Origin of the sequence: Burkholderia semiarida, assembly GCF_029268935.1 — a bacterium.
In the GTDB taxonomy this organism is placed as follows: Bacteria; Pseudomonadota; Gammaproteobacteria; order Burkholderiales; family Burkholderiaceae; genus Burkholderia; species Burkholderia semiarida.
Map to the genome: position 1 here is coordinate 44,340 of NZ_JAHLCL010000005.1, position 15,051 is coordinate 59,390.

Annotated in this window: 12 protein-coding genes; 5 read left to right on the forward strand and 7 right to left on the reverse strand. The window is 62.0% G+C overall.

Translation table 11 applies throughout. The annotated features are described in order from the left end of the window. Positions 1–160: 160 nt before the first annotated feature. On the forward strand, positions 161–1,366 hold the full coding sequence (locus KPB06_RS07040) for a phenylacetate--CoA ligase family protein (protein ID WP_226093955.1): 1,206 nt from the start codon (positions 161–163) through the stop codon (positions 1,364–1,366). On the opposite strand, the gene KPB06_RS07045 is transcribed toward KPB06_RS07040, so the two are convergent. From KPB06_RS07045 to KPB06_RS07055, 3 genes are all read right to left on the reverse strand, one after another. After that, positions 1,268–2,566 carry an MFS transporter gene (locus tag KPB06_RS07045; RefSeq protein ID WP_059578991.1) on the reverse strand — a complete coding sequence of 433 codons (1,299 nt, stop codon included), beginning with the start codon at positions 2,564–2,566 and terminating at the stop codon, positions 1,268–1,270. The genes KPB06_RS07040 and KPB06_RS07045 overlap by 99 nt on opposite strands. A gap of 62 nt (positions 2,567–2,628) precedes the next feature. Next, positions 2,629–3,711 carry a glycerol dehydrogenase gene (locus KPB06_RS07050; protein ID WP_059578994.1) on the reverse strand — a complete coding sequence of 361 codons (1,083 nt, stop codon included), beginning with the start codon at positions 3,709–3,711 and terminating at the stop codon, positions 2,629–2,631. Positions 3,712–3,883: 172 nt separating this feature from the next. Further along, positions 3,884–4,714: a shikimate dehydrogenase family protein gene (locus tag KPB06_RS07055; protein ID WP_059579109.1), complete on the reverse strand. Its 831-nt coding sequence runs from the start codon at positions 4,712–4,714 to the stop codon at positions 3,884–3,886. Between the two features lie 180 nt (positions 4,715–4,894). On the opposite strand from KPB06_RS07055, the gene KPB06_RS07060 reads away from it, so the two are divergent. The 3 genes from KPB06_RS07060 to gabD all read left to right on the forward strand — a co-directional run bounded on the left by KPB06_RS07060 (position 4,895) and on the right by gabD (position 8,400). Continuing rightward, on the forward strand, positions 4,895–5,764 hold the full coding sequence (locus KPB06_RS07060) for a transketolase (protein ID WP_060010775.1): 870 nt from the start codon (positions 4,895–4,897) through the stop codon (positions 5,762–5,764). Positions 5,765–5,766: 2 nt separating this feature from the next. Then, complete coding sequence (locus KPB06_RS07065; RefSeq protein ID WP_059578999.1) at positions 5,767–6,753, forward strand: transketolase family protein; 987 nt, start codon at positions 5,767–5,769, stop codon at positions 6,751–6,753. Positions 6,754–6,918: 165 nt separating this feature from the next. Continuing rightward, a complete protein-coding gene (gene gabD / locus KPB06_RS07070) occupies positions 6,919–8,400 on the forward strand; it encodes an NADP-dependent succinate-semialdehyde dehydrogenase (protein ID WP_060010772.1) in 1,482 nt (493 codons plus the stop codon). 92 nt (positions 8,401–8,492) lie between these two features. Here the strand turns inward: gabD and KPB06_RS07075 are convergent, their stop codons facing one another. The 4 genes from KPB06_RS07075 to KPB06_RS07090 all read right to left on the reverse strand — a co-directional run bounded on the left by KPB06_RS07075 (position 8,493) and on the right by KPB06_RS07090 (position 13,157). Further along, positions 8,493–9,248, reverse strand: coding sequence for an SDR family NAD(P)-dependent oxidoreductase (locus KPB06_RS07075; protein ID WP_059579005.1), 756 nt, complete (start codon positions 9,246–9,248; stop codon positions 8,493–8,495). Between the two features lie 83 nt (positions 9,249–9,331). Then, positions 9,332–10,585: a sugar ABC transporter substrate-binding protein gene (locus tag KPB06_RS07080; RefSeq protein ID WP_059579007.1), complete on the reverse strand. Its 1,254-nt coding sequence runs from the start codon at positions 10,583–10,585 to the stop codon at positions 9,332–9,334. Positions 10,586–10,668: 83 nt separating this feature from the next. Further along, positions 10,669–11,664 (reverse strand): ABC transporter permease, encoded by a 996-nt coding sequence (locus KPB06_RS07085; protein ID WP_081066621.1) that lies wholly within the window; start codon positions 11,662–11,664, stop codon positions 10,669–10,671. Continuing rightward, a complete protein-coding gene (locus KPB06_RS07090) occupies positions 11,664–13,157 on the reverse strand; it encodes a sugar ABC transporter ATP-binding protein (RefSeq protein ID WP_059579116.1) in 1,494 nt (497 codons plus the stop codon). The genes KPB06_RS07085 and KPB06_RS07090 overlap by 1 nt, the downstream gene beginning before the upstream one ends. A gap of 278 nt (positions 13,158–13,435) precedes the next feature. Between KPB06_RS07090 and KPB06_RS07095 the strand changes: the two genes are divergently transcribed. Further along, a complete protein-coding gene (locus KPB06_RS07095) occupies positions 13,436–15,049 on the forward strand; it encodes a GMC family oxidoreductase (protein ID WP_059579010.1) in 1,614 nt (537 codons plus the stop codon). Positions 15,050–15,051: the final 2 nt, after the last annotated feature.

Below are 15,051 nucleotides of genomic sequence, written 5' to 3' on the forward strand. Positions count from 1 at the left end.
AGTCAACGCAGGCAACGCGCTTTTCGACGAAGCATTCGAAACCCTGCCTCCCGGGCAGGTGCGCCGGCATCAAGACGCGCTATGGCCGTCGCAGTGGGACTACATCCGTTCGATGTCGACGTTCTATCGCGGGAAGCTGTCGCGCTGGATCGACCGAGAAGTGACGCTGGATGCGCTACAGGAGCTGCCTTTTACCGAGAAGGACGAACTCCGGATCAGCCAGGAGGCGGCCTCTCCATTCGGCGATTACGTGGCGTGCGGCGAGGCGGGCGTGTCCCGGCTGCATCGCACCTCCGGGACGACCGGACGCCCGCTGATTCTTGCGAACAGCGCGGCCGATGCGTACCGGGTCGCACGGGTCGGCGCGCGGTCGATGTGGGCCGCTGGATTGCGGCCGACGGATCGCGTGGTGCACTGCCTGAACTACTGCATGTGGACCGGCGGCTTTACCGATCACACGATTCTGGAGGCGACCGGCGCGACGGTCGTACCGTTCGGCGTGGGCAATACGCGTCTGCTGATCGATTCGATCGTCAATCTCGGCATCAACGCGATTTCGTGCACGCCTTCGTATCCGGGGCTCATCGAACAGATCCTGCGCGAATCGACCGACCTTCGTCCTCGCGACCTGAAGCTGACGCTGGACCTGTTCGGCGGCGAGGCCGGGCTCGACAATCTGGATCTGCGCAGCGCGATGGAAGAGAAGTGGGGCTTCCGGATCCGTAACGCCAACTTCGGTTTGTCGGAAGTGCTGAGCATTCTCGGCGGGCAAACCGACTGGACCAACGACTTGCTGTATCACGCGAGCGACGTGGTCTTTGCCGAAATCGTCGATCCCGCCACGCTGCAACGCTTGCCGATCGAGACGGGGACCGTCGGCGAACTCGTCTGCACGCACTTGCAGAAGGAGTGCCAGCCGCTCGTTCGCTACCGCACGCGAGACGTCGTCACCGTGACCGGCGTCGATCGCGGGCCGGACGGTCGCACGGCATGGCGATTCCGCGTCACCGGCCGCACCGACGACATGTTCAACGTGCGCGGCATCAACGTGTTCCCGAGCGCGGTTCGCGTGGCCGTCGAATCGTTGCCGCAATGGGCGTCGGGAATCTTCCGGATCGTGCTGAAGGGGGACGGACCGTACGACCGGATCACGATGACGGTCGAAGCCGCGCAGGGGCTCACGGGTAAGCTCGGAGCGACCGCACGCGGCCGAGGCGGGGCCCCGGCATGGCTCCGCCTCGGCTCAATCGGCCGGCACTCGGCGGCATCATTCGATATCGTCGAGCTTTACCCCGGTGTTGTTCTTCCAGGTCACGACGGCACAACTCGCGATGATTGCCACCACGATCAGATAGACGTTGAATAGCTGTCCCTTTTGAATCGAATACAGCCACGCGTTCAGATAGGATGCCGTGCCACCGAAGAGCGCCACCGCGAGCGAAATGAAGAAGCCGAACAGACGAGTGCGGTAACGCGTCGGTACTTGTTCCGAAATGGCGGCAGGCTTGCTGCCGGTAATGAACGCAACGAGAACGAGCCCGATTGATTGCGTGGCCAGCAAAGTCCATGGCTCGCTGGAAATCAGGCTCCATAGCGGAAAGATGGTGATCGAGATGCCGAGCAACGAAATGAGCGTGGTCACCTTGCGCCCGGTGTAATCGGAAAGGCGCCCAATGAGCGGAAGCACGATCAGATAGATCACCTGCGCGATGCAGCTCATGGTGAACGCACGGTGCGGATCCATGTGCTTGACCGTGATTGCATAGATGGCGGCGGACGTTACCCACGTATAGTAGGTCAGCGTCGATCCGGCTTCGTACACGAACAGCTTGAGGCCTTCGCGGATGACCTTGGCCCGGGGCCACGGCGCATGACGTGTGTTGGCCGATGTATCGATGTCGATGCTTTCCACCATGTTGCGGCGCAGCCAGAGCGCGAATATCGCGAGGAAGCCGCCCGTCGCGAACGGCACTCGCCATCCCCACGCCTGCATGGCATCCGGTGAAAGGAACGCCGTCAACGACGCGAGAAAAAACGTGGCAATCAACGAGCCGGCGCCGACCGAAATGAATACGGCACTCGACCACAAGCCTCGCTGGGACGCGGGGGCGATCTCGGCAACATACGCATAGGACGCCGTCGTCTCGCCGCCGTGTGCCGCGCCCTGCACGAGTCGCGCGAGTAACAAGGCAGCCGAAGCCCAGCTGCCGATCGCGTCGTATGACGGGATGATGGCGATCAGGAGGCTGGCAAACGCCATGAGCAGCATCGTGCTCAAGAGTACCGAACGGCGCCCGACCCGGTTCGCTATCGCGCCGAACACCATGCCGCCCAACGGGCGAGCGAAGAAGCCCGCGGCGAACACGGCCAGTGTACCGAGCAGCGACGATGTCTTGTCCGTGTTGTCGAACAGCGCGCCGGCGATATAGACGGATGCCACCGTATAGATCGTCCAGTCGAACCATTCAAGCAAATTGCCTAGACTAGATGCGATCAGCGATCGCCGATGAGAGGACGATCGTAACGCCGCGGGTCGCGACGTAGAAAGATGGGAAAGGTAAGTCATGACGTCTCCAGTTGTTTTTGATGCGGGGTTGGATGCGCGCCCGATTCGCGCAATGCCGAGGCTCAGGCGGTTGCGTGGTCGATTGCATCCATCGCCGCGACGAGGTCCTCGACGCGGAGCGGACGCTCGAAATTCGCCGAATGAGGCGCCTGTAACGTGAATCTGGCGACGGTCTCGTAGTGGTCCCGCGTAACGGCCCCGGGGCCCAGGTCGCTCAGCCGGACAGGCAGGCCGATGCGTTCATACAAGCCGGTCAGATCGCGCATGAAGTCCGGTGCTCGACCTTCGAGCTGTAGCTGTACGAGCAGCGCATATGCGACCTGCAACCCGTGTGGCGCTGCGGCCGCCGTTTCGATTCGGGAGAGGCCGCGCGTCATTGAATGTGCGATCGAGAGCCCCGCGCTCTCGAAGCCCAGGCCACTCATCAGAATGACCGCTTCGACGAGTCGGTCGAACCCATGGCCGGTGCGGCCGTGCGCGAGTTCGTCCAGCACCGTTTCGGCGTCGGAGCGGATCAGCGAGAAGCATTCACGCGCGAGAATGTACGCGGAGTACGACGACCTGGCGCCGAACATGTTTTTTCCGCCACTGCGCAAGCACTGCTCTGCCTCGAAGTATTTGCTGATCGCATCGCCAATTCCGGCCAGCAGAAAATGTGTCGGCGCCTTCGCGATCACCGCGGTATCGACCAGCACGTACGCGGCGCTGCGCGGCAGGTGCCTGACCGATGCGAGTTGATGGTTGTCGTCGTAAAGCACATAGTTCTTGGAAGTCGGCGAGTCGTTCGATGCCACGGTAGGCACCGTGATCAAAGCGCAACCAGCAGTGTCGACGAGGGCCTTTCCGGCGTCCAGCGTCTTGCCACCACCGATTGCGACCACGACGCCATAGTCGAACGATTGCGTGGCACGCTCCAGTTCGCGCACTTTGCGATCCGTGAGTTCACCGTCGAACGCCAGCCAGAGGACGTCGATTCCGTGTGCGTCACATGATGCCGCGATGCGCGCGCCGAACTGCCTTTTCACGAAAATGTCGCAAAGAACCAATGCACGCTCCGAGCAATCGCGGATGTATTGACCGATCTCGTCGAGGACGCCATCTCCCTGAATGTATCGCCCTGGAGATCCAAAAATGAGTGCAGTCATGATTTCGAGTAACAGAGAAGATGGATCGATGCGGGGTCTAAACCGGATGCAATCAAACTGACGCGCCGATGACCACCGATGTAATACGCATTCCAGAATGGCCGGGCGGCTCGGCCCCATGAAGCACGGCTTGGATGGCGTATTTGCCAACACGCCCGGCAGCATGGATGCATCAATCCGTGCGGCCTGCGGCCGGAAGCAAGAATTGGACAAACTGGTCAAGTTGCGATGTAACCATGTGCTCGCCGCGGTGAATGCGAGCGCCCCGCGCTTCGGCTTCCATCAGAAACCGCGTGACGGCAGGTTGCATGACGACCTCCGCGACGACCATGCCCGCCGTGAGCCGCGAGGTGTCGCACGGCAGGGCGTCGTCAGGCTTGAGCCCGAGTGACGTCGCGTTGATCACGATGTCGTGGCGGTCGGGTTCGCCGCTGTCTGCGGTTACCGCGCAGTCCGGCACCGCCTTTCCGACGAGTGCGGCCAGATCGTTCGCCTTTTCCCGATTCCGGTTCGCAATGGTCAACCGCGCAATCCCTTCGCGCGCCAATGCCAGCGCAAGGGCGGTTGCCGCCCCGCCGGCACCCAGTAGAAGCACGCGCTTGCCCGCAAGCGCAATACCCTCCCGCCGCATGCCGGTGACGAATCCGGAGCCGTCGTACATGCGTCCCGTGTAGCTGCCATCAGCGTTGCGGCGCAGCACATTGACGACGCTCAGCAGCGATGCGTCCCCCTCGAGCTCGTTGCACAGTTCGGCCGCAGCCTGCTTGTGCGGAATCGTGAGGACGATGCCGGCCAGATTGGCGATGTGCCGCAAACCGTCGCATGCCTGCACGAGATGTTCGGGACGCACGGCCCACGGGACCATGATGGCGTTGACGTTCCGGCTGGCGCAGAGCGTATTGAACAGCGTCGGCGTGCGGACATGAGTGGCAGGCCATGCCATCAGGACGATGAGCTGTGTTTCGCCATTGACGATCGGCGAGGAGGGTGGGGTGGTGAGCATACGCGTCTCCGTGTTCTTGATGATATATGATGCATCATTATTCGAGTGCCCCGCAACTGCTATTTGCCCGCTGATGGCTTCGTCGTTGCATTCGAAAAATATATGATGCATCATGCATCAATGCGGCGGGCAAAAATGGCGTGCTTGCCTCGTTCTTTTCAGGTTCCAACAGGAGACTCTATGTCGACAGCATTGCAGGAGAGCGATCATGCGCTTTCCACGGAGACGCTCGCGCGGTTGCGCGAAAAGGCCCAATTCGTCCGCCTCGAGACGATCCGTCTGATCGAAATCGCGAAGACGGGTCATTACACATCGGTGTTTTCAGCAGCCGAAATCTTTGCGGCGTTGTACTACGACGTCATGTCGGTGCGAGCCGGCGAGCCGCGCTGGAAGGACCGCGACCGGTTCACGATGGGCAAGGGACACGCTGCCGTCGGCCTCTTTCCCATTCTCGCCGAGTACGGGTTCATCGAGCGCGAGACCCTCGATGGCTACACGCGGCTCGGCAACCCGCTTGGCGACCACCCGGACATGACCAAGGTCCCCGGTGTCGATTTCAGCTCGGGGTCGATCGGCCATGCGCTGTCGAATGGGGCCGGCATGGCGAAGGCGGCGCAGCTGGCAGGCAGTCCCTTCAAGGTTTTCACGTTACTGGGTGATGGCGAAATGCAGGAAGGGCAGGTATGGGAAGCCGCGTTGTTCGCGGCGCACCACCGCCTTTCGAATCTCGTCGCGATTGTCGATCGCAATGGTTATCAACTCGACGGCAAGGTCGACGACGTCATCGGCATCGAATCACTCGCAGATAAATGGCGCGCGTTCGGCTGGGAGACGCATGAAGTCGACGGCCACGACTTGGCGGCCCTCGTGCCGTTGTTGCGTCGGGTCAAGGCGGACACGGCACGCAGCAAGCCGGCCTGCATCATTGCGAAGACGATCAAGGGCAAGGGCGTGTCGTACATGGAAACCGAGCCGGGCTGGCATCTCGGCTATCTGGCACCCGACGACGCGCAACGTGCGATCGAAGAAATCAAGAGCAAGGTGATCTAAGCATGTCTACTCCGCAAAATCCCGATTCGTGGCAATACCGGGCGCTCAACGCGCGCAATCCTGGGCTCGACTATTTGTCCGATGCGCTGATCGACCTCGTGCGCGAAGGCCATCCCGTCGTCGCCGGCTCCGCCGATCTCCAGTATTCGAATGGCTTGAACAAGTTTGCCAGCGAGTTTCCGGAGCGCTACGTGCAATTCGGCATCTCCGAGCAGAACATGGTTTCCGCGGCCGCCGGCATGGCGACCACCGGCCTGATGCCCTTCGTCGCGACTTTCGCATCGTTTCTCGGCCTGTTGTGCTGCGAGCAGATCCGCATGGATGTCGCGTACTGCAAGCTACCGGTGCGGCTGGTCGGTCACCATACCGGCATCTCGCTCGGCTTCTACGGTACCTCGCATCATGCGACGGAAGACATCTCGACGATGCGCGCGATCGCTAACCTGACCGTCATCTCGCCGGCTGACGGTGCGCAACTGGCCGCGGCGATTCGCGCGTCAGCCACGTGGCCGGACCCGATCTACTTCCGCATCGGACGCGGGCGCGATCCGAAAGTCTACGAAGACGGTGTCGAGTTCACGATCGGCAAGGCGATCGTTCACTCGGTCGGGCACGACGTCACGATCATCGGCTGCGGCTTGCCCGTCGCAGGTGCGCTCGAGGCAGCGACCAAGCTCGGAGCGGAAGGCATTTCTGCCGGTGTGATCGACATGCCGACCATCAAGCCGCTCGACCGCGACGCCATTATCGCGGCGGCCAGGCAGTCGAGCGTGCTCGTCACGGTGGAGGAGCACAACGTGATTGGCGGCCTCGGTGCGGCAGTGGCGGAGGTCCTGGCCGACGAGGGCCTCGGCGTGCGGCTCGTGCGGCATGGCATCTACGACGAGTACAGCCTGATCGCGCCACCGACGCATCTGTATGCGCACTACGAACTCGACGGTCCTGGCATCGCGCGCGTCGCACGCGCCGCGCTTGCGAAGGCAACCTGATCGATCGGCCGCCCGCTAAATGAACATCCATATCGCGGGCGGTGCAGGCGTGTCGATGTTAATGGTTCGCGAAGGGTGCATCGGGTCTCGTTCGTCCATCCGTCCCGGATATCGAGACCCGGGCGCCACCATTTCGCGCCGGTTTTGACAAAAGTGGGAATAGCGATGTTGAATGGCGAAAGCTGGCGTGGCGCCGAGCTGCGCGATACGGACCTTCTGAAAGATGTATGCCTGATCGACGGTGAATGGACTGCGGCAGACGACGGGGCTACGATCGACGTATTCAACCCTGCGACTGGCTCAGTGCTCGGTAGCGTACCTCGGGCGGGTGCCGCCGAAACGCGACGCGCGATCGACGCGGCGTCCCGGGCCCTGCCGCTTTGGCGGGCCAAAACCGCGAAGGAGCGCGCGGCGCTGCTGCGACGGTGGCACGATCTGATGCTCGCGCATCGCGAAGATCTGGCGAAAATCATGACGCTCGAGCAAGGAAAGCCGCTGAACGAGAGCCGCGGCGAAATCAACTATGCCGCGTCGTTCGTCGAGTGGTTCGCCGAGGAGGGCAAGCGCGCGTACGGCGACACGATTCCGTCGACTGCGGCCGACAAGCGGATCGTCGTGCTGAAGCAGCCCATCGGAGTATGCGCGGCCATCACGCCATGGAATTTCCCGGCGGCGATGCTCACGCGCAAGCTTGCGCCAGCGTTGGCAGCCGGTTGTACGATGGTGCTCAAACCGGCGAGTCAAACTCCGTTCAGCGCATTGGCACTCTGTGTGCTGGCCGTTCGTGCAGGCATTCCCGACGGCGTGATTTCGTGCGTGACGGGCAACGCGAGCCAGATTGGCGCCGAGATCACGTCGAATCCGGCCGTGCGCAAGCTTTCATTCACCGGCTCGACCGAAATCGGCAAACAACTGCTTGCCCAATGTGCGGCGACGGCCAAGAAGACGTCAATGGAACTGGGCGGCAACGCACCGTTCATCGTATTCGACGATGCCGATGTCGACGCTGCCGTGCGCGGCGCGATCGCGTCAAAATATCGCAACGCCGGGCAGACCTGCGTATGTGCGAACCGCCTGCTCGTGCAGGATGGAATCTACGATCACTTCGTCACGCGACTCGAGAAGGCAGTCGCCGAGCTCGTGGTTGGAAACGGTCTTGATGAACGCGTCACAATCGGCCCGCTGATTGACGGCAGCGCCGTTTCGAAAGTCGAAGAGCATGTGCAGGACGCGCTCGCGAAGGGCGCACGCATCGTGACGGGCGGCCAGCGCGCAGCACTCGGCGGAAACTTCTTCGAACCGACTATCCTGGCCGATGCGACACGAGACATGCGAATCTTCGACGAAGAGACGTTCGGACCCGTTGCGCCGGTTTTCCGGTTCAACACGGAATCCGAAGCTGTCGCCTTGGCGAACGATACACCGTTTGGCCTGGCTTCGTATTTCTACGGGCGCGATATCGCGCGCGTCTGGCGGGTCGCGGAGGCGCTCGAATACGGCATGGTCGGCATCAACGACGGGATCGTATCGACGGAAGTCGCGCCGTTTGGCGGCGTGAAGGAAAGCGGCCTCGGCAGGGAAGGATCCCGCCATGGTCTCGACGACTATCTAGAAATAAAGTACTTGTGCTTCGGCGGCATCGTCTGAACGCCGTCCGATCGAGGTCCGATTGAAAGATGAAATGGCCGGCACCCGCGGCCATTTCATCAAATCGACTTCGAACCGGGTCCCAAATCGGCTTAAAAGCCTGATACATAACCACCATCGACGGGCAGCGTCACGCCAGTCACGAATGCGGCCGCAGGGGAGGCAAGAAACACCGCGGCACCCGCCAGGTCGTCTGCCTCGCCCCAGCGTCCGAGCGCAGACCGCGCCACGATCTTGTTCGACAACGCTTCCGACTCCCAGAATATCCGGGTCATCTCGGTTCGGTGATAACCCGGCGCGATGGCGTTGACGCGCACGCCGCTGCGCCCATATTCGTGTGCCAGCGAGCGAGTCAGGCCGACGACTCCGGTTTTGCTTGCGCAGTAGGCCGGTACGTCGGCGTCGGCGAGGTAGCTCAGCATCGAGGCAATGTTGACGATCGAGCCCCGGTACTGTTCGAGCAGCGGGCGCGCGGCTTGCGAAACGCGCATCACGCTACGCAGGTTGACATCGAGCACATCGGTGAAGACGTCGTCCGTGTATTCGTCGCGCGGACGAGCCACGCCGGCCGCATTGATCAGCACATCGACGCGCGCGAGGCTGCCGAAGAATGCATTTATTTCTCGTTGGTCGCGCACGTTCAGCGCGGCGAAACGCAGCCCCGACAGGGATGCGTCGTCGCGAAGCGCGTCGAGCTTCTTCATCGACGATCCCGTGGCGGTGGTATGCGCGCCGAGTCGGTGAAACGTGCGCGCGATGGCCAGCCCGATGCCACTTGTGCCGCCGGAAACGACCACGTGTTTTCCCGCGAAAAGATCGGCGCAAAATGTGCCATTGTCAAAGCTCATGAAGTGAAACTCCTTTAACGCGGCGCGGCGGAAACAATGAGTGTATGCGCGCCGTTGCATTGGAAAGGGGCAGTTGAAACGACTCAGTCGCTCTTGCCTTGCCCGCGGATTTCCGGAATCGACCGGACGGGCGGGATCGTGTACTTGTAGAACAGGTTGGCCGGGTTCGGGTCGATCTTCTGATCAACGTTGCCTTGCGTGATGATTGCGGGCGGGAAGCCGGAACCTAGCGGCAGGTTGTTGGCATCGACGCGCCGCGTGAATGCGTTGTGGATGAATTCAATGGCCGCGACGCCCGTCTGCTCGCCGGAATTCTCGCCGGACACGAGGATGTTGCCCTTCTTGATCTGATCGAGTTCGCCGCGATAGCCGCCGGCTGCATCGGCAATGCGGATCTTCCCCTGCTTGCCCATGTTGCGTACGGCACGTAATGCGCCGAGCCCCATGAAGTCATTTTCCGAGAGGATGAAATTCAGTTTGCTCCCGTGCGCGGACAAAATGTCTTCGGTTGCCGCGAGACTGCCTTCCTCGGTCCACTTGCCAACGCCAAGCGCGAGCACATTGAACTTGATGTCCGGTGCGCTCAACTTCCCGGTCTTCTTCAGCGTCTGGAACAGTTCGAAGCCGCGCAGCATGGCGTCATCGCGGCTCGCCCCGGGGGCCTGGTCGCGCATGCGCTGATAGACGATGCCCGTGATCAGACCGTTGATTCGGCTTTCCGACGTCGAGTTTCCGAGCACGCCGATGATGACGGCTGCGTCGATCGGCGTGTCCTTGCCGGCTGTTTTCGCCACATATTGGCCGACCTCGAAGCCGCTTGCATACGGATTGCCGAGCAGCGTGGTAAGGACGCGGGCGCTTGCGTCCGGCGTCGTGCCGACGGTGACGACTGGAATGCCGGCATCGACGGCGCGATTGACGCACGCGGATACGCCCAGTGTATCGGTCGGATCGACCACGATGACATCCAGCTTGCGCGTGACGAAATTGTCGATCTGCGCACATTGGCGTTGGAGATCACCGTCGGCGACCTGCACGTCGATCGAATAGCCGTACTTTGCGGCGCTCGCCCGCGCGCCCTTGATAAGCTCCACGAACCATGGATTACCGAGCGTGATCTCTGTCCAGCCGATTCTGATCTCCTTTGGATTGGCAGGCTGTTTCGGCCACGCCTTGCGAATCGCAGTCCGATCCGGCAGCGAGGGATCGACTACGCCCGACAGGGCGGTGTTGGGTAGCAGCGTGTAGATCCTGGCCTTGGCCTCGCTATGGATCGGGGCGGTGATGCCGAACGCCAGCATGCCGGCTGCGGCGAGTGCCTTGCGAGCAACGCGCATTTGAGTCTCCTGAACGATATTGTTTGACGAAGTAAGGCGTGGAGCGGAAGGCCGCGCGGCGGCCTCTTGCACGGACGCGCTGTTCAGCGTTGGCCGATGCGCTGAACCAGAACGGCGAGAATGATGATGGCGCCCTTGATGATCTGCTGCGGATACACCGGTACGCTCAGCAGATTCATCACGTTGCCGATGAGCCCCAGCACGAGCACCCCAATCACGGTGTTGAGAACTGAGCCCCTTCCGCCGGAGAGTAGTGCACCACCGATCACGCACGTGGCGATCCCGTCGAGCTCCAGGCCGACGCCAGTGATCGGTGTGCCGACACCCGTTCGGGCCGTGTAAATGATGCCGGCGACGGCGCTCAGTGCGCCGGAAATCACGTAGACGCAGAACTTGTAGCGGCGCTCGGAAATACCTGCAAGCCGCACCGCCATTTCGTTGCTGCCGGTGGCGACGACCATGCGTCCGAATGTGGTGTAGTTCATCAAGAAGTAGAACAGGAGCGCGACGCCCGCGGCGAGTACGACGGGCCAAGGTACGTTGAGCCACGGTACGCTGCCGCTGCCGAATTCGTTGAGCAACTCCGCTGCGGGCAGATCGAGTGGCAGCATCGTCGGCTGGCCGTTCGACATCATGTACGTGACGCCGCGCGCGATGGTCATCATGGCGAGCGTGACGATGAATGGCGCGAGGCCGAAGGCGGTCACCAATATTCCGTTGAATGCGCCGAAAAGCGCGCCAAGCGTGACGGACAGCACGACTGCGAGGAGGAGCCCCGGCGTGGCGCCGAACGGCATCACCGGCACCAGCATGGCTGCCAGCAGGCCGCCCGCGGCCGCGATCGACCCCACCGACAGGTCGATGCCGCCGGTATTGATCACGAGCAGCATGCCCAGGCTGACGAGCAACAGCGGTGTCAACTGCCGCAGCAGGTTATAGAGGTTTTCCTCGCTCAGAAACGCCGGTGACATGATGCTCGATACGGCGAATAGCACGATGAGCATGATCAGCGCGTTGTAGCGCGCCACGCTGCGAAGCAGCGGTACGTCGGCGCGCTGCGTTTGCATGATTCCTTCCATTACTTCACTCCCATGGCCAGCGATATCAGCGACTTTTCATTGATGGCGGGGCCGCTGAGTTCGCCCGCGATACGGCCTGCGCGCATGACGACCACACGGTCGCACAAGCCGATGATCTCCGGCATGTCGGAGGAAACCACGATGATGGCGGCGCCGGTGCGCGCGAGTTCGTTGATTACCTGATAGATCTCGATCTTGGCGCCGATATCGACGCCCCGGGTCGGCTCGTCAAGAATCAATACGCGGCATCCGTTCGAGAGCCACTTCATCAGCGCGACTTTCTGCTGGTTGCCGCCGGAGAGCGTCGACACGTCGACCTCGGTGTCGCGCGCCTTCACCCGGAGCTGCTTGATCAATTCGCGTGTGCGCACGCGCTCGGCACGATGATCGAGAATGCAGCGCAGGCGCGCGAGCCCGTTGCGCGGCGTCATCATCGCGTTGACGCGGATTGGCATGTCGAGCAGCACGCCTTGCTGCTTGCGATCCTCGGGCAGCATGCCGATGCCGCTTTCGATGCCGTGACGGGGACGTTTGAGTTTTGGAATTGGCCGGCCATCGACGAGGATTTGGCCGCTGCTCTTGCGGTCTGCGCCGAAGATCGCGCGCATCGTTTCCGTGCGCCCGGCGCCGACGAGACCGCTGAATCCCAACACTTCGCCCGCGCGCACATGGAACGACACATCGCGCACGTTTTCGCCCGCGCACAGCTCGCGGACTTCGAGCCGTTTGTCGCCGATGCACGCGTCGCGTCTGGGGAACAGATCCTGGAGCTCGCGGCCCACCATCAGTTGAACGAGACGGCTCTCGTCGATGTCGGCAATGCGCACCGTGCTGACGAAGGTGCCGTCCTTGAGCACGGTGGCGCTGTCGCACAGTCCGAAGATTTCTTCGAGTCGATGCGAGATGTAAATGATGCAGACGCCGTCGCGCTTCAACCGTTCCAGCAGGGCGAACAGACGCTCGGTTTCGCGCGCGGTCAGCACCGCGGTCGGCTCGTCGAATACGAGAACGCGCGACGTCCGGGAAAGCGCCTTGCAGATCTCGACGATCTGCTGTTCGGCGACCGACAACGTCGATACGGGGCGCGATACGTCCAGTTCGCCGAAGCCGAGCGCGGCAAGCTGTTCGCGGGCGCGCGCATAAAGTTTCGACCAACGAATGATCGACGTTCCCGCGCCGATGTCGTGCAGGAAGATGTTCTCCGCGATGGAAAGATGCTTTGCGAGCGAAAACTCCTGGTGAATGACCGAGATCCCGTGTGCCCGCGCAGTGTGGGGACTGTCGATCGCAAGCTGGCGACCATCCAGAAGGATCTCGCCTTCGTCGGGCGTGTGGGCGCCCGCCAGTATTTTCATGAGCGTCGATTTACCCGCGCCGTTTTCGCCCATCAGCGCGTGCACCTGGCCGCCGTATGCATCGAGGCTGACGTTACGCAGCGCGTGTACGCCGCCGAAGTGCTTGCTGATGTTGCGCATGACCAGATGGTTGCTCATCGTCTCCTCTGTGATCGTGTTTTGCATTCTGCGAACTTCATCGCGGGTGCCTGAGCGAACCTGCGGTGCCATGTGGCTGATGCGACATGCATGATGCATCATATATCCGCATGGCTTCGTGTTAGATGGGTATTTGCCCTAACAAGTTGGCTCTACCGGAGCGCCGGCCATTGCTCTATGATGATGCATCATATATCTATCGTGACGGGAAGCGGCGCCGAGGCCCTCGCGAGGCTGTCCCGTTGAATTGACACCAGAACCGGACACAGGAGACATCATTGAAATACGACTACATCGTGATTGGGGGCGGTTCGGCGGGCAGTGCCGTCACCGGTCGGCTGATCGAGGCCGGCGCGAACGTCTTGTTGCTGGAGGCGGGGCCGCGTGACAGGAATCCGCTGGTGCACATTCCGGCGGGTTTCACGAGGCTGCTGTCCACGGACCTGCTGTATCACTACGAAACCGAACCGCAAACGGGACTCGATGCCCGTCCGCGCATCGTGCCGCAAGGGCGCGTGCTGGGCGGCGGCAGTTCCGTGAACGCGCTCATCTATATCCGCGGCCAACGCGAGGACTACGACGAATGGGATCGTCTAGGCAATTCCGGATGGTCTTACGACGAGGTGTTGCCGTACTTCAAGCGCGCCGAGGACAACGAGCGACTCAACGATCGCTATCACGGCGTAGGCGGGCCGCTTGGTGTATCCGATCTCACGCAGCGCTGTGAATTGTCGACAGCATTCGTGCGTGCCGCGCAGCAGGCTGGCATTCCTTTTACCCACGACTTCAACGGTGCCACGCAGAACGGCGTCGGTTTCAATCAGATCACGACACGCAACAAGCGTCGTTGCAGCGCCGCCGTGGCCTATCTGCGCAAGGCCGAGGCGAGCGGCCGCTTGACGATCCGCACCGATGTCCGCGTGGACCGGATCCTGATCGACGCAGGCCGGGCCGTCGGGGTGGAATACGTCAGCAATGGCGAGGTCGTCCAGGAGAAGGGCTGCAAGGAGGTGATCGTGTCGGCCGGAGCCGTGCAGTCGCCCCGCTTGCTGTTGCTTTCGGGAATCGGCGCGGCCGCCGAACTCGCCCGGCACGGTATTGAGACGGTGTACGATCTGCCGGGCGTCGGCGCGAACCTGCAGGACCATATCGAGTTTCCCGCGGTTTCGTATTGCACCGGAAACTACGGCTACTACGGTCAGGACAGCTTCGCCAATACGCTGAAAAACGGACTGCAGTACTTGCTGTTCAAGAGCGGTCCTGTCACGTCGAACGTGACCGAAGCCTGCGCGTTCGTCAACGTCGACGCGCCGCAAGAGCGGCCCAACATCCAGATGCACTTCGTGCCTATCGTGTTTCTGGACCTCGACCAGGACCACGTGAAGTCGGCAGGCGCGACGATCAATCCGTGCGTGCTACGCCCTCAAAGCCGTGGCGAGATTCGCCTGCGCAGCGCGGACCCGGCCGCTGCGCTGTGGATCGATCCGAAGTACTTCCAGCATGCCGAAGATCGGCGCGTCGCCGTTGCCGGCCTGAAAAAAGCGCGCGAAATTCTCGCGCAGCCCGCTCTGCGCGCCTATACGGGGGAAGAAGCGCTGCCGGGTGCTGGCGTCGCGACCGACGCCGGGCTGATGGACTACATTCGCAAGCGCGCCAAGACCGTCTATCACCCGGTCGGCACGTGCAGGATGGGCGTGGACGAGCGCGCAGTGGTCGATCCGGAATTGCGCGTGCGCGGCATCGACGGATTGCGGGTGATCGATGCATCCATCATGCCGAATCTCGTGTCGGGCAATACGAACGCCGCATCGATCATGATAGGCGAGAAGGGGGCGGACTACGTGCTCGGCAAATCGCTGCTGAACAGCGCAGCGCTCGACGCGGTGGTGTAGCG